Source organism: Liquorilactobacillus mali KCTC 3596 = DSM 20444 (genome assembly GCF_000260415.1).
In the GTDB taxonomy this organism is placed as follows: Bacteria; Bacillota; Bacilli; order Lactobacillales; family Lactobacillaceae; genus Liquorilactobacillus; species Liquorilactobacillus mali.
This window is the reverse complement of record NZ_BACP01000026.1, coordinates 93,030-116,396: the sequence shown is the minus strand read 5'-3', so window position 1 is coordinate 116,396 and position 23,367 is coordinate 93,030. Positions and strand designations below refer to the sequence as shown.

The following is a 23,367-nucleotide window of genomic DNA, read 5'->3' as shown; positions in this document are numbered from 1 at the left end:
GAAAGATTACTCAAAAGATAGTTCTAGGAAATATTTTTGAATGCTTTTGATATAGGCGGTTGTAACCCAAACTTCTAGGAAGTGCGGGTTATTTATTTGTCCAAAATCGAGGTAATAGTCCAAAAGTTCTCCATGATGTGCTAGAAAATCATCGGATAAACGGTTGACCATCAATTGATTGGTGGGAAAGTAAATATCGGTGTCGGAAATAGGAGTATCATTTGAAATAACCAGTCTGATTACATTATTATATGGATTTTGTAATAACTGATAATTAGATTTATGTCGTTTTAGATATGATAAGAGATTAAAGATTGAATCCGAATTACTTGCCATTTTTTATCAATCCTCCATTTATTTAACTCAATTGTAGCAGTATTTTTGGTATAATTGAACTAAATAGGGAAATTCTTTGAATGAGGTGAAAGCATGACAGTACATTTCTATTTGGTTCGACATGGTCAGACACAATTGAATAGACACCACCGACTTCAAGGAATTACAGACTCGCCTTTAACAAAAAAGGGAATACGTAGAGCAAGTAAACTAGGGATACAGCTCCGTAATATCGAATTTGCTAGTGTCTATACCAGTGATTTGAGAAGAACACAAGAGACTGCGCGTATTATTTTGAGTGAGAATCAAAAAAGATTAGCGAAAATAATTAGTGAACCTGGGTTAAGGGAAATAAGTTTTGGAAATTTTGAGGAGATGAAGAATCGACATATGGTTCCAAACGCCATCAAAAAATTAGGAATTGGTCAGATTTTTGGTGCGGCTACTTCAAAGAAGCGAGTTACAGCAATGACCAATTTATTTGGAAAGATGGATGAAGGTGCACAAATTGAAGATGCAAAGCAATTGAATGCAAGGATCACGAGAACCTTGTCTGCTATCGGCAAACAATATGCTGGACAGGATGTAAATATTTTGATCGTAGCTCACGCGTTAATACTCTCATTATTTATTGAGAATTTAAGCGGAGACGTTCCCTTGTTTCTTTTGAAGAATGCACGAGTCAGCAAAGTTGACTACGATGGCGTTAAATTTAAGATTGTCAATGTTAATAAGAAGAAGTCGATAAAATAATGAATGAAAAAACAACAAGTTTATTACACAGATTAGTCTCAGATGGGATTGTACCTGGAGTGTCTTATACCATGATTCATGGTGAAGAAGAACAGAATGAAACTTTTGGGAGACGCCAGCTAGAACCCGTTGTTAGAGAGTTAATTCCTGGGTTAAAGTATGACGTGGCATCGTTAACTAAGGTTGTAGGAACCACAACAGTAATTTTAAAATTGGTTGATGAAGGAAGATTGGCCTTTGATGATAAAGTTATCGAATATCTTCCTGATTTTTTTGATAATCGAGTAACAATTCGTCATTTACTGACGCATACTTCTGGGATTACCGGATATATTAAGAATAGGAATGAATTGGATGCACATGAATTATTAGCTGCATTGTATACATTACATGTCGGTCCAACTTTTGAAAAAGAAGTTGTTTACACTGACATTGGTATGATTTTTTTAGGCTTGATTATTGAAAAATTTTATGATGAACCGGTTCAAAGGGTAATCACGGAAGTGGTGTTGGAACCGTTAAGTCTAACTGACAGCACTTTTGCTCCACTTCAAAGTGAATGTGTACCAACGGAAATCACTAAAAAAAGAGGTTTGATTCAAGGAATAGTTCATGATCCAAAAGCCAATATTTTGCGGGAACATTGTGGTTCTGCTGGCCTTTTTATGACAATGAAGGATCTAGTAAAATTTACTAGGTGGCTATTGAGCGAGAATGTTAGAAAAAGGTTCTTCAAAACGGATATAGTGCAGGAATTATTTAGAGATCAGACGCCGACTCATAACCTAGGAAGAACATATGGGTGGGACTTGAGGTACAATCGTGCAAATGATGTCTGCATCTACCATACTGGTTATACAGGTACATTTATTTTAATAGATAAAAAGATGCAAGACGCGCTGATTGTGCTCACAAACAGAGTGCACCCGCACACGCCTAATGACAAATTTTTGGTGCGAAGAGATCAAATAATTGCTGAATATTTAGGTGAAAAAGATATATAATGTAAGCGAAGCCAAATTTGAGAGGGGTACGTCTATGTCAAAAGAACCACTTTTTTTAGAACCTGCTTTCCAAGAAAAAATATGGGGTGGCAACAAGCTGGCCAGCGAGTTCGGGTATGAAATTCCAAGTGAGCATACAGGGGAATGCTGGGCGATTTCTGCTCATCTTCATGGACCTGCAACTGTTAGAAATGGAGAATTCAAAGGAGTTAAGCTGAATGAGCTTTGGGATTCTCATCGTGAAGTGTTCGGAAATGCTAAGGGAGATGTTTTCCCATTATTAACTAAGATCCTAGATGCACGCACAGAACTTTCAGTTCAGGTTCATCCTGACGATAAATATGCAATGGAACATGAACATGAATTAGGAAAAACAGAATGCTGGTATGTAATCTCAGCCGATGAAGATTCTGAAATGATTTATGGGCACCATGCTAAGTCGCGTGGGGAATTGACAGAGCTAATTAAAAATGGGCAATGGGATAAATTATTGCGCCATGTTCCTGTTAAAGCCGGTGATTTCTTATATGTTCCAAGTGGAACTATTCACGCAATTGGCAAAGGTGTTGTGGTTCTCGAAACTCAGCAAAGTAGTGATACGACATATCGTGTTTACGATTTTGATCGTGTCGATGAAAAGACTGGACAAAAGAGAGAACTGCATATTCAACAATCAATCGATGTTACAAACGTTCCTCACAAAGATCCAGAACTTGATATAAAGGTTGATAGATTAGGTGATGGTACACTTACAACTTTTGTTCAAACGGACTTTTTTAGTGTTTACAAATTGGAATTAGAAGGAGGACAGAGTACGGGGACACGTACAAAGGCACCCTATACATTGTTTTCTGTACTTGATGGTCAAGGCGAGTTGGTAATTGAAAAGCAGAATTATCCGATCAAGAAGGGTGTTCACTTTATCTTGCCATTTGACGTGAAAAAATGGCAATTCAAAGGGAACTTAACAATGATTATCTCTGAACCTGGGGAAAAAGCATAAAAGATGTAGTGTGAGAGATAGAAACAGAACATTGCACAAAACTACTTACAAGAATTGTCAGGTTTGATTAAAGGATAAGGGAGTGTGACATAAGTCGGTAAAATTTGCTATGATTAATTCGAGGTTAGACGGAAAATTTTGACTTATGGAACACGTTTATCCGTAATAAATAGAAGAGCTAGGCTAAAATTTCACTTTTGGCCCAGCTCTTTTTTGTATAAAAATGTTCAATGAATCAATATTCTTCATCAAATTTGAACTATTCATAGTGAAAAAAGTACTACATTCATAATCTTTTGTTAGTACTCAAATATTACAGATCTATGTCATACTTTCATTATTTGAGATACTCTTTGATACATCTTAATCTTAACTAGGTTAATTTGTTGTTCCAAGATAGCAATTAATCAATACGTCGGTTTGATTTCCAACTGTTCCTGTTGCGTAAAGTCACTGGTTGGATACTTGCGTTTTAGTGCCAGTAAAAGGAGCCTTTTGGCTAATTCCCCATTGCGTGCAAGAATTGGACCATGAAAATAGGAACAAAAGACATTTTTATAAATAGCTCCTTCTGACTTATCTTCACCATTATTTCCATGACCACTAATAACTGTTCCTAGCGGTCGTTCACCATTACCCAAGAACGTCATACCATTATGATTTTCGAATCCATGATATTCTTGACCAGTTTCGGAATTCTTGATAATGATATCGCCGATAAAACGGTTGTTGTCTTGACTCTTTGTATAATGGGGAAGAGCATTGATCCCTGCTATTTTTTCGCCTTTAGCGGAGATGTAGTATTCACCAAGAAGCTGATAGCCGCCACATATTGCAAGCATTGGTCCATCATTTTCAATAAAGAAAGTTAATGCTTCTTTTTTATTTTGAATGTCCTTTGAAACGATAACTTGTTCATAGTCTTGACCACCACCAAAAAAGGCAAGATCAAACTTGGACTCCTCGAATTGCTGGTCTAAACTGACAATTTCGGAAGTTAATTCAACGTTCATTTGTTTTGCATAATATTCGAGAACGAGAATATTTCCGATATCACCATAGGTATTTAGGAGATCGCCATAGAGATGGGCAACGTTCAATTTAAGATTCATTATTCCATCCCCTCCTTAATATATCCTTGACTTGCCAACAACTTGCGTAACTGGAGCACAGCAGTATAGGTTGCCAGAACATAAATCCTATTGGAAGGCATTTTCTTAAGTGCCTCCAAAACTTCGGTAAGACTTTCACGTTCCAGAAATTGCTTATCTGAAACACCGGCAACTTTTAAACGAAAAGAGATATCACGATAGCGCTCGCCACCTGCAAGAACGTTTGGAATATTATTGAAAGGGAGGTTCTCGAAGCGGCCATCCCAAATCCAGCTTGTGTCAATCCCGTCAGCATAATTGGCATTTAACAAGACGGCAAGAGAGAAAGGTTCTGGATCAGTTTTAATCATCTCAAGCACTTGGTCTAAGCCTACAGGATTCTTAACTAATATCAAAGTGATTTCTTTATTATCAACATTTATAACTTCTTGTCTGCCAAATATTTTTTCATCATTATCATTTAATGCAGTTGCAATCAATGAGCTGCCAATAGCAAAGAATCGAGCAATACTGTACGCGGCTAGAGCATTATAAATGTTGTAAGTTCCACCGATGTGTAAATTGATTGTCGTATCGTCAACAATAAACTCAGAACTCTGAGGAGTCTGCTGAACAATTTTAGATACCGAAAAGTCCAGTTCTGGTCGCTTAAAGTCACAATTTGGACAGTAGTACTTGCCCAGATTTGCATATGAAATCTTCTTGTAATGCAGGATATGTTGACATTTAGGACATAATAAACCATCGGTATTTGGCAAAGCCTGTTGTTCTTTGTCTTCTTGTGCATCGATACCATAGTAGATAAGCCGGTTAGGAAGTGCCACACTGTTGAAAATCGGTGCGTCACCATTTGCGATAATAGTTGCTGTTGGTTCTAGTTTAATTCCTGCAAGAATTTTTGCATAAGTTGTATAAATTTCACCATAACGATCCATCTGATCGCGAAAAATATTAGTTAATACAAAAACTTTTGGTCTTACATATTTTGTCACAAGTTCTACGTTGGCTTCATCTGTTTCGAGTACAGCCAAGTTTTTACCAGATTTAGTTTTCTGTGAAGTTAAGAAGGCAGTGACTATTCCTTGTTTCATATTAGATCCGCTTGGATTAGTTAATACCTGTGGATATTTTGCTTTCAGAGCCTTGACTGTGAGTGCAGTAGTCAGCGTCTTTCCATTTGTCCCAGTTATAATAACTGTTTCATAATTTTTTGCGAGATCTTGCAGAACATCTGGATCAATTGCAAGTGTTATTTTTCCCGGCAATGCGGTACCACCATGCAAAAAGTTGTGCAAAAACCAATAGGATGTGCGTCCTGCAGTAATTGCTACTGAACTTCTGAGTGACATTGTATTTCCCCCATTTCCAAAGAAGTTGCTGCAGAATTGATGATTAGTAACAGCTTCTTTGTTAATTACGTATACGTGTGTTCCAAAAGTTGAGCTTTTCCGCACAATTTCAAATTATTATAGCAGCGAAGATAGCTACAGTCATAACTCAAAATAGTACTCAAAACTTCCAAACTTATGTCACATTATCTTGTATAATTACAAAGAAGATAATATCACAAAATCCAGGGAAAAGGTTACTGTACTGACAGATAAAAACTATTCTTAAAGTAAATACTAAAACATCTGGCATATGAATAGTGAAATTTGTGAGGAAATCATATATAATTGGTAGGAAAGTCTAAATTTGGAGTTGATAGTCATGGCACAGCTGTTTTTCCGTTATGGTGCGATGAATAGTGGGAAAAGCATCGAAATATTGAAAGTCGCACATAATTATGAAGAACAAGATAAGTCAGTTGTAATTATGACTAGTGCAGTTGATGATAGGGATGAGTTGGGGTTTATCACAAGCCGAATTGGGTTAAAAAGGAAAGCCACCCTAATTTATGAGAAAACTAATGTCTATGATTCAATTGCCAAGATAGGTAAGAAAATAGACTGTGTGTTAATTGATGAAGCACAGTTTCTAAAACAGCACCATATCAAGGAATTTGCGAGAATTGTTGATGAGCTGAATATTCCAGTTATGGCTTTTGGATTGAAAAATGATTTTCGTAATGAATTATTTGAGGGTTCAAAATACTTGTTATTATATGCTGATAAGATTGAAGAAATGAAAACAATCTGCTGGTTTTGCGCTAAGAAAGCAATTATGAATCTTAGGGTCCATGACGGTCATCCAGTGTATAGTGGTGAACAAATCTTAGTGGGCGGAAACGAAGCGTATTATCCTGTATGTCGCAAACATTATTTGAACCCGCCTTTGAATTAGCAAATCACAATTGTTTTTAAAGAAGAAGATGGAGGAGTATTTTTAAATGAATGACTTATTTGACCGCTTGCAATCTCTTGAGGATCGATACGAAGAGTTGGGCGAATTACTATCTGATCCAGATATCATCAGCGATACCAGAAAGTTCACGAGTCTCTCAAAAGAAATGGCAGACTTACGTGAGACTGTTGAAAAGTATAATCAGTATAAAGAAGTTGTGCAAACAATCAAAGATGATGAAGAGATGCTAGGTGAAAAGCTCGATGATGAAATGGCCTCGATGGTTAAGGAAGAGTTGGCAACAGCCAAGTCTGATAAAGAGGCATTGGAATCCGAGATTAAAATTCTATTATTGCCTAAGGATCCTAACGATGACAAAAATATTATTATGGAGATTCGTGGTGCAGCCGGTGGCGACGAAGCGAGCCTTTTTGCGGCGGATTTATTTGGAATGTATTCCAAGTTTGCTGAAAAAGAAGGTTGGACCATTGAAGTCCTTGATAAGAATGTCACCGAAGTTGGCGGATTTAAAGAAATTGCATTGTTGATCAATGGTGACAGTGTCTATTCGAAGCTAAAATATGAAAGCGGCGCGCATCGTGTTCAGCGTGTTCCAGTGACAGAATCTGCTGGACGGGTGCATACTTCGACAGCGACAGTGGTAGTCATGCCTGAAGAAGAAGATGTTGAGATTGATTTGGATCCAAAAGATATTCGTGTAGATGTTTACCGCTCTTCTGGTGCTGGTGGACAGCATATCAATAAGACATCTTCGGCTGTTCGAATGACACATTTACCCACGGGAATTGTTGTGGCGATGCAAGATCAGCGTTCGCAACAACAAAATCGTGAAAAGGCAATGAAAATTTTAAAGGCACGTGTTTATGACTACTATTCTTCAAAAGAACAAAGTGAATATGATCAAAATCGTAAATCTGCTGTAGGAACAGGGGACAGATCTGAACGAATCAGGACTTATAACTATCCGCAAAACCGTGTCACGGATCATCGCATTGGTTTGACACTTAACAAGTTAGACCGCATTATGAATGGTGAATTAGAAGACGTGATTGATGCTTTGATTTTGTTTGATCAAACCAAAGCACTGGAGAGTCTGCAAAATGAGTAGTATGAATTTTTTTGAGGCCCAGAAATGGGCTTTTTCTTTTATAGATAGAGATAATGAAGAAACAAAAAGCGCAATTAAATTACTTTTAATGGATATTAGAGGATGGAATGAGCTACAATTACTGCAGAATTTGCAGACAAACTTAGCCGACAGTGAACTTAGTAAATTTAAAAAAAGGGTAAAGATGTATCAAGAAGATTGGCCAGTGCAATACATTTTGGGACATGCACTTTTTTTCGGACATACTTTTCGTGTGACAGAAGATACTTTGATACCGCGATCCGAAACAGAAGAGCTGGTCGAATGGATAATATCGGATAATCCAATAATTGATGCGCAGCAGAAAGTAGCTGATATCGGCACTGGAACGGGAGCAATTGGAATATCTTTGCAACTTGAACGTCCAGATTGGGACGTGACTTTGTCAGACATTTCGGAGAAAGCCTTGGCGGTTGCGAAGGAAAATGCAATTAATTTGCAGGCGAAAGTTAAATTGGCGGCGGGTGACCTGCTGTCTGTTTTAAACGGCAAATATGATTTGATAGTTTCTAATCCGCCTTATATTGCTGCTTCTGAGATAGACTTGATGGATAGGTCGGTAATTGCTCATGAACCAAAAAGTGCGCTGTTTGCAAAAGAAAATGGTCTCCTTTTTTATCATAGATTTGCTGAAGAAATAACTAATTATCTTAAGCCGGGAGGAAAGCTGTATTTAGAAATAGGATTTAAGCAGGGACAACAAGTTGCAAAACTATTCGATAATATCGGAAAAGTTGAAATTAAAAAAGATTTTTATGGGAATGATCGAATGGTAAGAGTAACAATATGATAAGGAGAAGGAAAATGCTGATTACAAAAATTTATAAACCAGCTGAAATAAAGCAAGCTGCGGGTGAACTGAATAAAGGTGAACTGATAGCATTTCCCACTGAAACAGTTTATGGTCTTGGTGCAGATGCTACAAATGAGTTGGCAGTTAAACGTGTTTATTTAGCCAAGGGACGTCCATCTGATAATCCGCTGATAGTTACGGTCTCATCTACTGAGATGATGGAACAATTTGCAACAGATATTAGCGAGGATGCTAAGAAGTTAATCAAAAATTTTTGGCCTGGTCCATTGACATTGGTATTCAATATTAAACCTGGTACCCTTTCAAAAACAGTTACCGGTGGTTTAAAGACAGCTGCTTTTAGGATGCCACAAAATGAAGTTACTAGAAGATTGATAGAGTTAGCGCAAGTTCCAATTGTAGGGCCATCTGCTAATTCGTCTGGAAAGCCTAGCCCAACTACTGCTGAGCATGTTTACCATGACCTTGAAGGGAAAATTGCAGGAATTGTTGATGATGGTCCGACCCAAGTTGGTGTTGAGTCGACAATTATTGATATGTCGACCGATAAACCGCTCATCCTACGGCCGGGTGCGGTAACAGTCGAAGAAATAGAGGCTGTCTTACAGAAACAATTGAATACAGATCAGCATAAAGTCGGTGCAGATGAAACGCCTAAAGCCCCAGGGATGAAATACAAGCATTACGCACCAGATGCGCAAGTCTTAATAGTCGAAGAGGGTAAGTGGGATGCTGCATTGACTTGGGCAAAAAAGCAACCTGTTTCAATTGGAATAATGGTTTCAAATATGCAAGGAAAAACAATTCCTGAAAACTGTGAATTGTTTGACCTGGGTGATGATGTCAAGCAGGCAAGCCATAACCTTTTCGCAGGTCTAAGATATTTTGATGATAAAAAAGATATTAAGTGGATTTTGGCCACGGGCTTTGCAGAAGAAGGCTTGGGAATTGCTTATATGAATCGTTTAAAAAAATCGGCAGGAGATCAATTTTTTGTAGATTAATTTAAGATGAAAGAAGCTAGCCAAATTGCTTTTTTTCCGCTAAAATAATTAAGAATAAAAAAGGAGTGTCTAGATTGGGAAAATTTGAAGTACTTGATCATCCACTGATCCAACATAAATTAACGATTATTCGTGATAAGAATTGTGGAACTCGCGAATTTCGTGAGGTTGTCAATGAAATTGCCGAGTTGATGGCTTATGAAGTGTCAAGAGACATGCCGCTTGAAGATGTTCAGGTCGAAACACCTATAACTGTGACAACGAAAAAGAGTCTCGCTGGTAAAAAAGTTGTAATTGTACCCATTTTACGTGCAGGTTTAGGAATGGTTGATGGTATTCTTGAATTGATTCCGGCTGCAAAGGTTGGACATGTGGGAATGTATCGTGATGAGGAAACATTGAAGCCCGTTGAGTACTTTGTCAAGATGCCTGAAAATATGGAGAGCCGCGAAATTTTTGTGGTTGATCCAATGTTGGCAACAGGAGGATCGGCAATTATGGCTGTCGATGCATTAAAGAAGCGTGGGGCAGTCGCAATCAAGTTTGTTTGCCTTGTTGCTGCACCAGAAGGTGTCAAGGCTTTGCGCACTGCACATCCTGATATTGATATTTTTGCTGCAGCTTTGGATGATCATTTAAACGAAAATGGCTATATTGTTCCCGGTTTAGGTGATGCAGGAGATCGTTTATTCGGTACGAAGTAACTATTATCCTTCTACTATTGTTTATTATTGTTGGAAAAATTATTATATAGTTGTAAAGAAAGCATGAAGTTAAGGCACGATTAAAAAGTGCAAGAACGTCATGCTTTTTTTGATGATTAACAGAAATTTGAATATCATTAATTCGGGTCCCAAAAAAAATATATTTATATTGTACACAAGAGAAACATCCTAAATTGCAAAAAAATGGCTAATACGTATTACTTTCAAAATACCTTAAAGAATAAAAAAGTGTTTGCTAACTAATACACAAACAAGAGTAAAATTTAGCAGTTAGTGTGATAATGATAATAACTATTTGACTATAAAAGATTATTATATCATGTAGGAAAACGCTTTCCAATGCTCTAAAAACATTTTGTGTTTTTTCTTAAATGGTGGTATCATTTCATATGTATTAAAAAGCGCTTGTTATTAGGCTTTTGCACATATTTTTCTAAATTTGATGAGTCATGCCATCAAAAGGAAGAGAGGTGAGACTTGGTGAATGAGGGAGCATATGTTCAAGAAATCTTTGGAATTCCTTTCAACATTAGCAATGATCTGCCGGGTTTACTTGCGGCAATAATCGTATTTTTTACTATGTTTTGGCTATCGCGTAAGATACAACTGAAACCTACAGGAAGGCAAAATGTTCTTGAATGGATAATCGATTTTACCAACAGTATTATTAAGAGCACAATGCCTAATAAAGAAGGAAGTCAGTTTGGACTCCTGATTTTTACATTGTTTTCTTTTATATTTGTGTCGAACCAGTTAGGGTTGATGTTGCAGGTTAATGTAAATAATGTTGCTTACATTAAAAGCCCGACAGCAGATGCTATGACAACGATGACACTTGCTTTTATGGTTTTGCTTTTTGCACATTTCTTGGGAGTCAAAAAATTTGGTTTTAAAGGGTACATTAAAAATACTTACTTTAGCCCAATTCCGTTTTTGCTTCCCATAAGCATCCTTGAAGAATTTACAAACTTTCTTACACTGGCTCTTCGGTTATACGGGAATATCTATTCCGGTGAAGTTTTATTGAAATTGATTTATGAGTTTGGTAAATCATTTGGCCTAATATCATTTATTCCGGCCATTCCATTAGAACTTATCTGGCAGGCCTTTTCTGTATTTATTGGGAGTATTCAAGCCTATGTGTTTGTAACTTTGACGATGGTTTATATATCTCAAAAAATTGAAAAAGAGTAAACAAGGAGGATTTAGTTATGATTTCATTATCTTTAATAGGTGCAGGGTTAGCAGCTGCAGGTGCTGCGATTGGTGCTGCGATTGGTAACGGTCTTGTAATTTCTAAAATGATTGAAGGTATGGCACGCCAACCTGAATTGGAAGGTAAGTTACGTACTAATATGTTTATCGGTGTTGGTTTGGTTGAAGCTGTTCCAATTATTGCAATTGTTATTTCATTCCTTTTGTTGGCAAAAGCTTAAACAAAATTATTGTTTAAACTGTCAAAACAGAGGAGGTGTCAATTAAATGGGTACAGATTTTATACTTGGTGCTGTTGCAACATCTGTTAAATGGGGAGATATGTTATTTTATCTAGTTCTATTTATCGTGTTAATCGCACTGTTGAAACATTTTGCGTGGGGTCCTGTCAATGAGATGATGGATAAGCGCGCGAATAAAATTGCAAATGATATTGATTCTGCTGAAGATGCTCGGCAAAAAGCCGAAGAACTTGCAGAAAAAAGACAGAGTGCTTTGAAAGAATCACATGTTGAAGCATCACAAATTATTGAGCGTGCAAAGAAAAATGGTGAACAGCAAAAAAATATAATTGTTGAAAATGCTCATGGTGAAGCCCAATCATTCAAGGAAACAGCGAAGCAAGATATTGCACGTGAACGCCAAGATGCTTTGGAAGGTGTCAAGAATGATGTAGCTGAATTGTCACTTGAAATTGCTTCAAAGGTTATCTCGAAGAATTTACAGCTTGATGATCAAAAGGCCTTAATTGATTCTTATATCGAAGGGTTGGGGAAGCAAAATGAAGTTAAATAAGACGATAATAGCCCATCGATATGGGAGTGCACTGTTTGAATTGGCACTTGAAAAAGATGAACGCCAAGCTCTTAAAGAAGAATTGGTAGAATTAAAACAAATACTTGTCAATGAACCTAAAATGATGTTGCTTTTAACTAGTAAACAAATTTCAAGGGTTGATAAGCAAAAATTTATCAAAACTTTGGGTGATTCAGCTTCTGAAACTTTAAAGAACTTGTTGGATATGCTGTTTGACTACGATCGTATTGGTGATTTGGATGTCATTATTGATGAATACATTAGATTAAATGATGAATACGAAAAAACAGTTAAAGCAGTTGTTACAACGGCTATTCCTTTGGAAAGTGAGCAAAAAGCCAAATTGGCTGATTCCTTTGCTAGAATAGTCGGGGCAAACAAAGTAGTACTTGAAGAGAAAGTTGACTCTGACATTATTGGAGGAGTTATTCTTAGATCAAATAACTATATCTATGATGGTTCTTTAAAATTAAGATTTGCACAAATCAAAAGAATGCTTTTGAAATGATTATATAAAGAGGTGAAACTTCTATGAGCATTAAGGCTGAGGAAATAAGTGCTCTGATTAAACAGCAATTAGCAAATTATCATACTGAACTCAATGTTGACGAAGTCGGAACAGTTACATACGTCGGTGATGGAATTGCCCGTGCAACTGGACTTGATAACGCATTGGCGGGTGAATTACTTGAATTTGATGATGGAACTTTAGGAATGGCTCAAAACCTTGAGTCAAATGATGTTGGTATTGTTATTCTTGGTTCTTTTGAAGGAATTCGTGAAGGAAATAGTGTTAAAAGAACTGGAAGAATTATGGAAGTTCCAGTTGGAGAGCAGCTGATTGGACGTGTAGTTAATCCTTTGGGCCAAGCAATTGATGGTCTAGGAGAAATTAAGGTTGATAAGACTCGACCAGTTGAGAAAAAAGCACCTGGTGTTATGCAACGTAAATCAGTTAGTGAACCTCTACAAACTGGTATTAAAGCTATTGATGCATTAGTACCAATTGGTCGTGGACAGCGTGAGTTGGTAATCGGTGATCGTAAGACAGGTAAGACTTCTGTTGCAATTGATACGATTATTAATCAAAAAGATCAAGACATGATTTGTGTTTACGTTGCAATTGGTCAAAAGGAATCAACAGTTAGAAGTCAGGTAGAAACACTTCGTAGTTATGGTGCCATGGATTATACAATTGTTGTTTCTGCGGGTCCTTCATCTCCAGCACCACTGTTATGGCTTGCACCATATGCTGGGGCTGCCATGGGTGAGGAATTCATGTACAATGGCAAGCATGTTTTGATTATCTATGATGATTTAACAAAACAAGCGGATGCTTATCGTGAACTTTCTTTGATTTTGAGACGTCCACCTGGTCGTGAAGCTTATCCTGGTGATGTTTTCTATTTGCATTCACGTTTGTTGGAACGTGCTGCTAAGTTGAGTGATGATTTGGGTGGCGGTTCAATGACCGCTTTACCATTCATTGAAACAAAAGCCGGTGATGTTTCTGCTTATATTCCTACAAATGTTATTTCAATCACTGATGGTCAGATATTCTTGGATAGTAATAATTTCTATTCAGGTATTCGTCCAGCTATTGATGCTGGTACATCTGTTTCTCGTGTTGGTGGTGCTGCACAGATTAAGGCAATGAAGAAAGTTTCTGGTACTTTGCGTCTTGATTTAGCGTCATATCGTGAGTTGGAATCATTTGCACAATTTGGTTCTGATTTGGATGCTGCCACACAAGCTAAGTTGAGTCGTGGTCGCAGAACTGTTGAGGTTCTAAAGCAGCCTCTTCATGAACCACTAGTAGTTGAGAAACAAGTTTTGATTTTGTACGCATTAACACATGGTTTCTTGGATACTGTCCCAGTTGATGATATTATGCGTTATCAAGGCGAGTTGTTTGCTTTCTTTGACAATAACCATAAGGATTTATTGGATTCTATCAAGAAAACAGGTGCTCTTCCAGATACAGACAAACTTGATGAAGCAATTAAAGATTTTGCTAACGGGTTTCAAGCAACTGCTGCGAAATAGAAAGGTCGGTGAAGGCTAGTGGGGGCTTCTCTACAAGAAATTAAACGAAGAATCTCTTCAACTAAGAAGACAGAACAAATCACTGGTGCAATGCAGATGGTTTCGACTGCTAAATTGAGTCAGATTCAACGTCATACGACTAGCTATCAAGTGTATGCTAAAAAAATCCGTAGTGTTATCACTCATCTTGCTAAATCTCATCTTCTTGATGGTGGTGCGTCAATTACACCTCGCACGAAGGAAGCAAATGAAAATGATGATCAGATTGATGGATTGAGTATGTTGGTTAAGCGACCAGTTAAACATACAGGAATTGTGGTAATTACTTCTGATCGTGGATTAGTGGGAAGTTACAATAGTAACGTGATTAAGCAGACACTGGAATTAATCAGTGGTGGCAATCATTCCACAGAGGACGTAGTGATTATCGCAATTGGCGGTACTGGTGCTGACTTCTTTAAGAAGAGGGGCTACAAAGTTCCTTTTGAATTTCGTGGAGTTAAAGATATTCCAAAATTCAGAGAGACTCATCAATTAGTCAAAAAGATTATTGATATGTATGATGACGAAACTTATGATGAATTATTTGTTTGTTATAATCACTTCGTTAATTCACTGACATCGGAGTTTCGTGCTGAACCAATGTTACCGATTTCTGCTATGAATGTTGGTAATGATGATTTGACCGATGACAGCGAACAGGAGGGCTTTTCAGCTGAGTATGAGATGGAGCCTTCAGAAGATGCAATTTTAGAGGTGGTATTGCCTCAATATGCTGCGAGCTTAATTTACGGGGCAATTCTTGATGCAAAAACCTCTGAGCATGGTTCTAGTTCGACGGCGATGAAGTCTGCGACTGATAATGCAAAAGATGTTATTTCTTCATTGGAATTACAGTATAACCGTGCTCGTCAGAGTGCGATTACTACTGAAATTACGGAAATTACAGGTGCACAGGCTGCTCTTGATTAATAAGATGATTGGAGGAATGTTTAAATGAGTTCTGGTAAAGTAGTTCAAGTTATCGGACCTGTTATTGATGTTCAATTTCCTCTTAGCGAAAAATTACCTGATATCAACAATGCGTTGAATGTTGAACGAGCAGATGGCTCAAATCTTGTTGTTGAAGTTGCTCTTGAACTTGGTGACGGAGTAATGCGTACCATAGCGATGGATTCAACAGATGGTGTTCAAAGAAGTGCAAAGGTTGAAGATACTGGTACATCAATTAGTGTCCCAGTAGGTAAGGAAACGTTAGGACGTGTGTTCAATGTTCTTGGTGAATCAATCGATGGTGGTGAAAAATTTGCAGATGATGCCGAGCGTCATCCAATCCATCGTGATGTACCAGCGTATGATCAGTTGAATACAAAAATTGAAATTCTTGAAACAGGTATTAAGGTTATTGATTTACTTGCACCTTATATTAAGGGTGGAAAAATCGGATTGTTCGGTGGTGCCGGTGTTGGGAAAACTGTTTTGATTCAGGAGCTTATTCACAATATTGCCCAGGAACATAATGGTATTTCTGTTTTTACGGGTGTTGGTGAACGAACTCGTGAAGGTAATGACCTTTATTTTGAAATGAAAGAATCAGGTGTTTTGGAGAAAACGGCCATGGTATTTGGTCAGATGAATGAGCCACCTGGTGCACGTATGCGTGTTGCTCTGACAGGATTAACAATTGCGGAATATTTCCGTGATACAGAAGGGCAAGATGTGTTACTGTTTATTGATAATATCTTCCGCTTCACGCAGGCTGGTTCAGAAGTTTCAGCTTTGCTTGGACGTATTCCGTCAGCTGTTGGTTATCAACCAACACTTGCTACAGAAATGGGTCAGTTGCAGGAACGTATTACATCAACGAAAAAGGGATCCGTAACATCTATTCAAGCTGTTTATGTTCCAGCTGATGATTATACTGATCCTGCACCAGCAACAACTTTCGCTCATTTGGATGCTACAACTAACCTTGAGCGTAGTTTGACACAACAAGGTATATACCCTGCTGTTGATCCTTTGGCTTCTACTTCAAGTGCTTTGGCACCTGAAATAGTTGGTGAAGAGCATTATAAAGTTGCTACTGATGTTCAACATGTTTTGCAACGTTATCGTGAATTACAAGATATCATTTCAATTCTTGGAATGGATGAACTTTCTGATGATGAAAAGGTAATTGTTGCGCGTGCTCGTCGTATCCAATTCTTTTTATCACAAAACTTCCATGTTGCTGAGCAATTTACTGGTGTACCAGGTTCTTATGTTCCAGTTAAAGAAACTGTTGCTGGTTTTAAGGACATTTTGGATGGTAAATACGATGATCTTCCTGAAGATGCATTCCGTTCAGTTGGACGTATCGAAGAGGTAGTTGAAAAAGCTAAGAAAATGACTAGCAAATAAAGGGGGTAACTTTGATGGCTGAACAAGATTTATTGACAGTTAGTGTAGTTACTCCTGATGGCAGTGTCTATGAGGGTCAAACAAGATTAGCAGTTTTTAAGACGACTGTGGGTGAAATTGGTATTTTACCAAATCACATTCCTTTAATTGCTTCGCTAGAAATTGATGAAGTAAGGGTTAAAGTACAGGGTACTGATGACAAGTTTGATGAAATCGCAGTTAGTGGTGGTTTTGTTGAATTCTCTGATAATGTTGCGACAGTTGTTGCGAATAGTGCAGAGAAAAAGGAAAATATTGATAAAGATCGTGCTGCTAAGGCTCGTGAACGCGCGGAACGGCGTTTAGAAGCAGCTAAACAAAGCAATGATATTAATACTACCAAGCGTGCTGAGATTGCTTTGAGAAGAGCAGTTAACCGTATGAATATATCAGGACACTAGTATTAATTAAGTAAAAATATTTTTTTTAATCATCCGATTACTTTATGAATCGGATGATTTTTTTTGCGCAGCATATTAAAAGTAAAAAATGATTAAAATATTACAAACTTATTACATATTTAAAGACTTGTATTTTTTTTTATGATAATATTAAGCTGTATCTTTTAGAGGAGTGTGAATAATGAATTATTATGGTCTCACTGCATTACTTAACATTATATGTAACTTTGTATTTGTTTTTCTTGCTTTTTATTGTGTGCAAGCTTTACGTTTAGATCGTTACATATCCTCGCAAAAACAAGGTATATTCAAAATACTGATTGTAATGGTATCTATTGCAATTGGGTACATGTGCAGTTCATTTTTCTTGGACTTCATAAATAATGTACGCAATTTGTCTTATTTATTTCAAAAATAGAAGATGCTTATTATGATAACTTGGAGGAATCATTTTGGAAAAAATAATCGTTCATGGCGGTAATCGGCTTGTTGGTAGTGTTGAGATTGAAGGAGCAAAAAATGCAGTTTTGCCTATTTTGGCGGCAAGCTTATTGGCAAAAGAAGGAACAATGCAGTTGGATAGTGTCCCAGTCCTATCTGACGTTTATATGATGAATAATGTATTACGCTTTTTAAATGTTAAAGTTGAAATGGACGAAATTAACAAGACTGTGTCATTAGATGCAACTTCTAAGTTGTCGTATGAAGCACCTTTCAAATATGTTTCTAAAATGCGCGCTTCCATAGTAGTTATTGGTCCGTTATTGGCGCGTTTAGGACATGCAAAGGTTGCTATGCCTGGTGGATGTGCAATTGGCTCGAGACCAATTGACCTACACTTAAAAGGTCTTGAGGCCATGGGTGCGGTAGTTGAACATCACGATGGTTATATTGAGGCAACGACTGAGGGTCTTGTTGGTGCAGATATTTATTTGGACTTTCCAAGTGTTGGGGCTACGGAGAACATCATGATGGCAGCTACGCTTGCAAAAGGGACAACTGTTATCGAAAATGTTGCGCGTGAACCTGAAATTGTTGACTTAGCAAATGTTTTAAATAAGATGGGTGCAAATGTGGTTGGTGCGGGGACTGAACGATTGAAGATCGTTGGTGTTACTGAATTACACGGGACCGATCATACAATTGTACAAGATAGAATTGAAGCTGGCACGTTTATGGTTGCTGCTGCTGCCACTAATGGAAATGTGTTAGTGAAGAATGCGATTGCAGAACATAATCGTCCATTAATTTCTAAATTAGAAGAAATGGGGGTTTCTGTAACTGAAGAGAATGAGGGAATTAGGGTGATTGGAACAAAACATTTGAAACCTGTAACAGTTAAGACTTTACCTCATCCTGGCTTTCCGACCGATATGCAACCACAAATCTCTATTTTACAATTATTGTCAAATGGGGAAAGTGTTATAACAGAAACAGTGTTTGAAAATAGATTTATGCACTTTGGCGAATTAAGAAGAATGAATGCTGATGTTAGGATTGAAGGTAACTCCGCGATTCTCCACGGTCCAGCAAAATTACATGGTGCTGAAGTTGCAGCAACTGATTTGAGAGCTGCGGCAGCATTGGTTTTGGCTGGCCTTGTTGCAGATGGTTACACTCAAGTAACTCATCTGAAATACCTCGATCGCGGATATTACCATTTTCATCAGAAACTCGCAGCTTTAGGGGCTGAGATTACAAGAGTTAATGAAGGGAATCTTGCCATTAAAAACAGGGAAGTTTCTGAGCTCAATAATTAAGTATCTCTAAAAGTCATGGCTTAATCCTGTATTTATTATAATTCTATATGCTTGTAAAAGAATGTTTGTGGTATAATATAATAGGTTTTTTGTAGGGCAATCAAGGGGTAACCTTGCTTTTAAAATACTACATACAATTTATTAAAGGAGAATAACTATGGCTAAAGATATTGGTATTGATTTAGGAACTGCTAATGTTTTAATCAATCTAAAGGGCAAAGGTATTGTCTTAAATGAGCCATCAGTAGTTGCAATCGATACTCACACAGGAAGAGTATTAGCCGTTGGTTCGGAAGCCTATAAGATGGTTGGAAGGACTCCTAATAATATTCGAGCAATTCGTCCACTGAAGGATGGAGTAATTGCTGATTTTGATATAACAGAACAGATGCTTTCATATTTTATTAAGAAACTTAATGTTAAGGGATTTATGTCTAAACCTAATATTTTAATTTGTTGTCCAACTAACACAACTTCTATTGAGCGCAAGGCAATTAGGCAAGCTGGTGAAAAATCTGGTGGTGGGAACGTTTTTCTGGAAGAAGAACCTAAAGTTGCCGCGATTGGTGCTGGATTGGATATTTTTCAACCACATGGTAGCATGGTAATTGATATCGGTGGTGGAACTAGTGACATAGCTATCCTTTCTCTTGGCGATATCGTTGTGAGCCGTTCGTTGAGAATAGCAGGGGATCGTTTGAATTCCGATATTATGACATACACACGTAAAACACAGGGATTACAAATTGGTGAACGAACTGCTGAAAAAATCAAGATTGAAATTGGTACAGTTTTAGCGGATCATCGCAGTGATCAGATGGAAGTTCGTGGACGTGATGTTGTGAATGGTCTTCCTCGGACAATTACACTTTCATCTAATCAGATTGAGAGTGCTCTGCATGAGACAATGATGTCAGTTATTGATGCTGCTAAAGATGTTTTGGAACAAACCCCACCTGAATTAGCTGCTGATATTATTGATCGTGGAATTGTTTTAACTGGTGGCGGAGCATTGTTAAATGGAATTGATCAATTATTTTCAGAGCATTTAAAGGTTCCAGTAATGGTTGCTGATTCTCCTTTGGATGATGTTGCAATGGGAACAGGTTTCTTATTAGAACATATAGAAAAAAGCAAGAAATAATTATAAATTAAGGGGGATAATTTCGATGAAGCGGCTGTTGATTTTACTTGTGCGTGGATATCAAAAAGGAATTTCCCCTTTTTTTCCACCAAGTTGTCGGTATTATCCAACTTGTTCTACTTATATGATTCAAGCTTTAGAGAAACATGGGGTCATAAAGGGATTGTTAATGGGAACTGCTAGGATTTTAAGGTGCCATCCTCTAGTGAAGGGTGGTTATGATCCAGTACCCACAAGGTTTAATTTAAGACGTAATGATAACTCAAAATAGATTAAAGTTTAAGAAACACTTTTTTTGGACTAATAGGTATTTAGAAAATTCTCACATTGGAGGAAAATAGTGTCACGTAGAGAGAAAAACATCGAAATTAAAGAAGAAGAAAAAATCGTAGATGGTGAGACTGAAATTATATTGACGATAGGCTCAGCAACCTTAGGCAGTGTCAGGGTTTCAAAAAGAGGTTTTGTAGCATTGCTTCCAAATGGTGAAACTTTTAGGACTAGTTCACATGACGAGGCCATCAACTTGTTGATACGTGATTATCATCTTCACCATGCGAATTAGATAGAATTTTTTGTAAATCCGGTAGATATGGATACTCATACTAGCGGTTTTATTATTTAAGGTTATCTGTTTAGGTTCGCGGGTAGTATTTATAAGGAGGAGCTATATTGGCTGAAGAACAATTAACGAGAGCGGATAATAAAGATGTTCGGATTGATTATGGTATTATCTTTTCAGTTCTTGTGTTAGCGGTGATTGGGATAGCATCAATATACGTTGCTGCGAGTCATGATACAAGTACATCTAGTGTTACCAAGATGATTTTGACACAGGTAGTATGGTATGCAATTGGAACGATCGCAATCGTAATTATTATGCAATTTGATGCGGAACAGCTGTGGAAGTTGGCTCCAATCGTGTATGGTATTGGGATATTTCTGTTAGTGATGGTTTTGTTTTTGTATAGTAGATATTACTATGCTAAGACAGGTGCTAGGAGCTGGTTTGCAATTGGGAGCTTGACTTTTCAGCCTTCTGAGCTTATGAAACCTGCATATATTATGATGTTGGGTCGAGTTGTTTCTCAACATAATAATGAATATATTGAACATACTTCGAATAATGACTGGAAGTTATTATTTAAAATGATTGGCTGGACATTACCAATAGCTGTTTTACTTAAGTTACAAAATGATTTTGGAACGATGCTTGTCTTTTTTGCTATTTTTGGAGGAGTTGTGATTGTTTCGGGTATAACCTGGAAGATTATTGCACCGATAGCGATTGCTGGTGGTGCGCTAGGTGCTACCGCCATTACACTAGTAATATATGGAAGAAGTATTCTGGAACAAATTGGCTTTAAAACCTATCAATTTAACCGTATTGAAGCGTGGCTGAATCCATCAGCTGATACATCCTCAACAAGTTATCAATTGTGGCAGAGTATGAAAGCAATTGGCTCGGGTAAACTTCTTGGCAAGGGGTTTAATGTTTCAAATGTGTATGTACCCGTCCGCGAATCTGATATGATTTTTTCGGTTATTGGAGAGAATTTTGGCTTTATTGGTGGATGTGTCTTGATATTTTTATATCTGTTATTAATTTTTCAAATGATTCAAGTTACTTTTGATACTAAGAATGAGTTTTATGCGTATATTTCTACTGGGGTAATTATGATGATACTCTTCCACGTATTTGAAAATATTGGAATGAGCATAGGACTTCTCCCATTGACAGGTATTCCGTTACCTTTTGTGAGTCAAGGTGGGTCATCATTAATTGGAAATATGATTGGTATTGGGTTAATAATGTCGATGAGATACCATAACAAGAGTTATATGTTCAGTAATAGCAAAGATTTTCATTAATGTTTTTTGTTTAAAAGAAGTTTGACATGTGGAACACGTTTATCCAGAATGAATAAGGAGCTAGGTCAACAATTTTGACCTAGCTTTTTTGTGATAATTTTTTATAAAATACACATATAGTTACAATCTTGGATTACTCTTCTTTGTCACAAATTAGGTCTTGTACTATAATAAATTTTAGTATAAAAAGGGAGTTGGTTTGATTGAAGAAAATGTATTGTTACAATCGTTGCAGTACTTGTGCCAAAGCACGAAAATGGTTAGACGAAAAAAATGTATCATATAATGAAGTCGATATAGTGGAAACTCCTCCAACTAAAGAAGAATTATTGGTGCTTATTAAACAGGGCGACCATCCAATCAAATATTTCTTTAACACGAGTGGCATTAAGTACCGTGAATTAAAACTAAAGGATAAGGTTCCTTCAATGAGTGATGAAGAGGCAAGTGAACTCTTGGCCAGTGATGGTAAATTAATCAAGAGACCACTGATGATTGAAGGAACTCACTTTACTTGTGGATTTAAACCTGATGTGTATGAGACAGAATGGCTCTAAATAAACGATAAGATATTTGTCTTATTATCCGTAGTTATTTATAAAAATTAAAATTTAATGAATTTTCTAATTGAAAACGATTTGCAATTAAGCTAAAATTAGAGCGTGTTCTAAATTGGAGGAATTGATGATGTCAACACTTGAAATAAAAGACTTACATGTATCAATTGAAGGTAAAAATATACTAAAAGGTGTTAACTTAACGATGAAAACCGGGGAAATCCACGCGATCATGGGACCAAATGGAACTGGTAAATCAACTTTGTCGGAAGCAATCATGGGACATCCTGCATATAAGGTAACTAAAGGAGAAGTTTTACTTAATGGTGAAAATATTCTTGATTTACCGGTTGATGAACGTGCCCGTGCTGGGCTATTCTTGGCGATGCAGTATCCCGCTGAGATTCCTGGTGTAACGAATGCAGAATTCATTCGTGGTGCGATTAACGCTCGCAGGCCTGAAGATGATGCAATTTCGATTAAAAATTTCTTGAAACAATTGGACGAAACAATGTCAGTATTGGATATGACCGAGGAAATGGCAGACCGCTACCTTAACGAAGGATTTTCCGGTGGTGAAAAAAAGCGGAATGAAATATTGCAATTGATGATGATTAAACCCAAGTTTGCAATTCTAGATGAAATTGATTCTGGGTTGGATATTGATGCGTTAAAGGTTGTCTCACGCGGTGTTAACAAGATGAGAGGACCTGAATTTGGTTCATTAATCATTACGCATTATCAGCGTCTCCTAAATTATATTGTACCTGACGTTGTTCATGTGATGATGGGCGGTAGAATTGTAGAACAAGGTGGACCAGAACTTGCTAAGAGGTTGGAAGATGAAGGTTACGCAGGGATAAGAGATGAGCTTGGATTAGACATTAAGCTTGTTGATGAAGATGCGTAGGGATG

The 23,367-nt window shown here is 37.2% G+C and carries 27 protein-coding genes; 24 read left to right on the top strand and 3 right to left on the bottom strand.

Annotated features, from left to right (window positions below):
* Positions 1-6: 6 nt before the first annotated feature.
* A complete protein-coding gene (locus GSM_RS04260) occupies positions 7-336 on the bottom strand; it encodes a hypothetical protein (RefSeq protein WP_003689911.1) in 330 nt (109 codons plus the stop codon).
* A gap of 93 nt (positions 337-429) precedes the next feature.
* Between GSM_RS04260 and GSM_RS04255 the strand changes: the two genes are divergently transcribed.
* The 3 genes from GSM_RS04255 to manA are packed head-to-tail and all read left to right on the top strand — an operon-like array spanning position 430 to position 3,096.
* Positions 430-1,089, top strand: a complete 660-nt coding sequence (locus GSM_RS04255; RefSeq protein ID WP_003689913.1) for a histidine phosphatase family protein — start codon at positions 430-432, stop codon at positions 1,087-1,089.
* Positions 1,089-2,093, top strand: coding sequence for a serine hydrolase domain-containing protein (locus GSM_RS04250; protein WP_003689915.1), 1,005 nt, complete (start codon positions 1,089-1,091; stop codon positions 2,091-2,093). The genes GSM_RS04255 and GSM_RS04250 overlap by 1 nt, the downstream gene beginning before the upstream one ends.
* Before the next feature lie 34 nt (positions 2,094-2,127).
* Positions 2,128-3,096, top strand: a complete 969-nt coding sequence (gene manA / locus GSM_RS04245; RefSeq protein WP_003689917.1) for a mannose-6-phosphate isomerase, class I — start codon at positions 2,128-2,130, stop codon at positions 3,094-3,096.
* Between the two features lie 407 nt (positions 3,097-3,503).
* Here manA and GSM_RS04240 read toward each other — a convergent pair whose 3' ends face one another.
* Positions 3,504-4,208 (bottom strand): type 1 glutamine amidotransferase, encoded by a 705-nt coding sequence (locus tag GSM_RS04240; RefSeq protein WP_003689918.1) that lies wholly within the window; start codon positions 4,206-4,208, stop codon positions 3,504-3,506.
* Positions 4,208-5,557, bottom strand: coding sequence for a Mur ligase family protein (locus tag GSM_RS04235; RefSeq protein WP_003689920.1), 1,350 nt, complete (start codon positions 5,555-5,557; stop codon positions 4,208-4,210). The genes GSM_RS04240 and GSM_RS04235 overlap by 1 nt, the downstream gene beginning before the upstream one ends.
* 361 nt (positions 5,558-5,918) lie before the next feature.
* Between GSM_RS04235 and GSM_RS04230 the strand changes: the two genes are divergently transcribed.
* The 21 genes from GSM_RS04230 (at position 5,919) to sufC (ending at position 23,362) form a co-directional block, all read left to right on the top strand.
* Positions 5,919-6,491: a thymidine kinase gene (locus GSM_RS04230; RefSeq protein ID WP_003689922.1), complete on the top strand. Its 573-nt coding sequence runs from the start codon at positions 5,919-5,921 to the stop codon at positions 6,489-6,491.
* Between the two features lie 46 nt (positions 6,492-6,537).
* Positions 6,538-7,620 (top strand): peptide chain release factor 1, encoded by a 1,083-nt coding sequence (gene prfA, locus GSM_RS04225; RefSeq protein WP_003689923.1) that lies wholly within the window; start codon positions 6,538-6,540, stop codon positions 7,618-7,620.
* Positions 7,613-8,449, top strand: coding sequence for a peptide chain release factor N(5)-glutamine methyltransferase (prmC, locus tag GSM_RS04220; protein WP_010077836.1), 837 nt, complete (start codon positions 7,613-7,615; stop codon positions 8,447-8,449). The genes prfA and prmC overlap by 8 nt, the downstream gene beginning before the upstream one ends.
* A gap of 14 nt (positions 8,450-8,463) precedes the next feature.
* Positions 8,464-9,477, top strand: coding sequence for an L-threonylcarbamoyladenylate synthase (locus GSM_RS04215; RefSeq protein ID WP_003689936.1), 1,014 nt, complete (start codon positions 8,464-8,466; stop codon positions 9,475-9,477).
* Positions 9,478-9,551: 74 nt separating this feature from the next.
* Positions 9,552-10,181, top strand: a complete 630-nt coding sequence (gene upp, locus GSM_RS04210) for a uracil phosphoribosyltransferase (RefSeq protein WP_003689938.1) — start codon at positions 9,552-9,554, stop codon at positions 10,179-10,181.
* Between the two features lie 501 nt (positions 10,182-10,682).
* Positions 10,683-11,396, top strand: a complete 714-nt coding sequence (gene atpB, locus GSM_RS04205) for a F0F1 ATP synthase subunit A (RefSeq protein WP_003689940.1) — start codon at positions 10,683-10,685, stop codon at positions 11,394-11,396.
* Between the two features lie 17 nt (positions 11,397-11,413).
* Positions 11,414-11,638 (top strand): F0F1 ATP synthase subunit C, encoded by a 225-nt coding sequence (atpE, locus tag GSM_RS04200; protein ID WP_003689942.1) that lies wholly within the window; start codon positions 11,414-11,416, stop codon positions 11,636-11,638.
* A gap of 46 nt (positions 11,639-11,684) precedes the next feature.
* Positions 11,685-12,212 (top strand): F0F1 ATP synthase subunit B, encoded by a 528-nt coding sequence (gene atpF / locus GSM_RS04195; RefSeq protein ID WP_003689944.1) that lies wholly within the window; start codon positions 11,685-11,687, stop codon positions 12,210-12,212.
* Positions 12,199-12,741, top strand: coding sequence for an ATP synthase F1 subunit delta (gene atpH / locus GSM_RS04190; protein WP_003689946.1), 543 nt, complete (start codon positions 12,199-12,201; stop codon positions 12,739-12,741). Before atpF ends, atpH begins: the two co-directional genes overlap by 14 nt.
* A 23-nt stretch (positions 12,742-12,764) precedes the next feature.
* A complete protein-coding gene (atpA, locus tag GSM_RS04185) occupies positions 12,765-14,279 on the top strand; it encodes a F0F1 ATP synthase subunit alpha (RefSeq protein ID WP_010077835.1) in 1,515 nt (504 codons plus the stop codon).
* Between the two features lie 18 nt (positions 14,280-14,297).
* Positions 14,298-15,251 carry a F0F1 ATP synthase subunit gamma gene (locus GSM_RS04180; protein ID WP_003689959.1) on the top strand — a complete coding sequence of 318 codons (954 nt, stop codon included), beginning with the start codon at positions 14,298-14,300 and terminating at the stop codon, positions 15,249-15,251.
* A 24-nt stretch (positions 15,252-15,275) separates the two neighbouring features.
* Positions 15,276-16,679 (top strand): F0F1 ATP synthase subunit beta, encoded by a 1,404-nt coding sequence (atpD, locus tag GSM_RS04175; protein WP_003689960.1) that lies wholly within the window; start codon positions 15,276-15,278, stop codon positions 16,677-16,679.
* Positions 16,680-16,693: 14 nt separating this feature from the next.
* Positions 16,694-17,119, top strand: coding sequence for a F0F1 ATP synthase subunit epsilon (locus GSM_RS04170; RefSeq protein WP_003689963.1), 426 nt, complete (start codon positions 16,694-16,696; stop codon positions 17,117-17,119).
* Between the two features lie 181 nt (positions 17,120-17,300).
* Positions 17,301-17,537: a DUF1146 family protein gene (locus GSM_RS13980; protein ID WP_003689965.1), complete on the top strand. Its 237-nt coding sequence runs from the start codon at positions 17,301-17,303 to the stop codon at positions 17,535-17,537.
* A 34-nt stretch (positions 17,538-17,571) separates the two neighbouring features.
* Entirely contained in the window at positions 17,572-18,879 is a 1,308-nt protein-coding gene (murA, locus tag GSM_RS04165; RefSeq protein ID WP_010077834.1) for a UDP-N-acetylglucosamine 1-carboxyvinyltransferase, read from the top strand.
* 157 nt (positions 18,880-19,036) lie between these two features.
* A complete protein-coding gene (locus tag GSM_RS04160) occupies positions 19,037-20,023 on the top strand; it encodes a rod shape-determining protein (protein ID WP_003689977.1) in 987 nt (328 codons plus the stop codon).
* 25 nt (positions 20,024-20,048) lie between these two features.
* Positions 20,049-20,294 carry a membrane protein insertion efficiency factor YidD gene (yidD, locus tag GSM_RS04155; protein WP_003689980.1) on the top strand — a complete coding sequence of 82 codons (246 nt, stop codon included), beginning with the start codon at positions 20,049-20,051 and terminating at the stop codon, positions 20,292-20,294.
* A 69-nt stretch (positions 20,295-20,363) separates the two neighbouring features.
* Positions 20,364-20,588, top strand: a complete 225-nt coding sequence (locus GSM_RS04150; RefSeq protein WP_003689981.1) for a DUF2969 family protein — start codon at positions 20,364-20,366, stop codon at positions 20,586-20,588.
* 107 nt (positions 20,589-20,695) lie between these two features.
* Complete coding sequence (locus GSM_RS04145) at positions 20,696-21,895, top strand: FtsW/RodA/SpoVE family cell cycle protein (protein ID WP_010077833.1); 1,200 nt, start codon at positions 20,696-20,698, stop codon at positions 21,893-21,895.
* Positions 21,896-22,098: 203 nt separating this feature from the next.
* A complete protein-coding gene (locus tag GSM_RS04140) occupies positions 22,099-22,452 on the top strand; it encodes an arsenate reductase family protein (protein WP_003689997.1) in 354 nt (117 codons plus the stop codon).
* Positions 22,453-22,582: 130 nt separating this feature from the next.
* Positions 22,583-23,362, top strand: coding sequence for a Fe-S cluster assembly ATPase SufC (gene sufC / locus GSM_RS04135; RefSeq protein WP_003689998.1), 780 nt, complete (start codon positions 22,583-22,585; stop codon positions 23,360-23,362).
* Positions 23,363-23,367 lie beyond the last annotated feature (5 nt).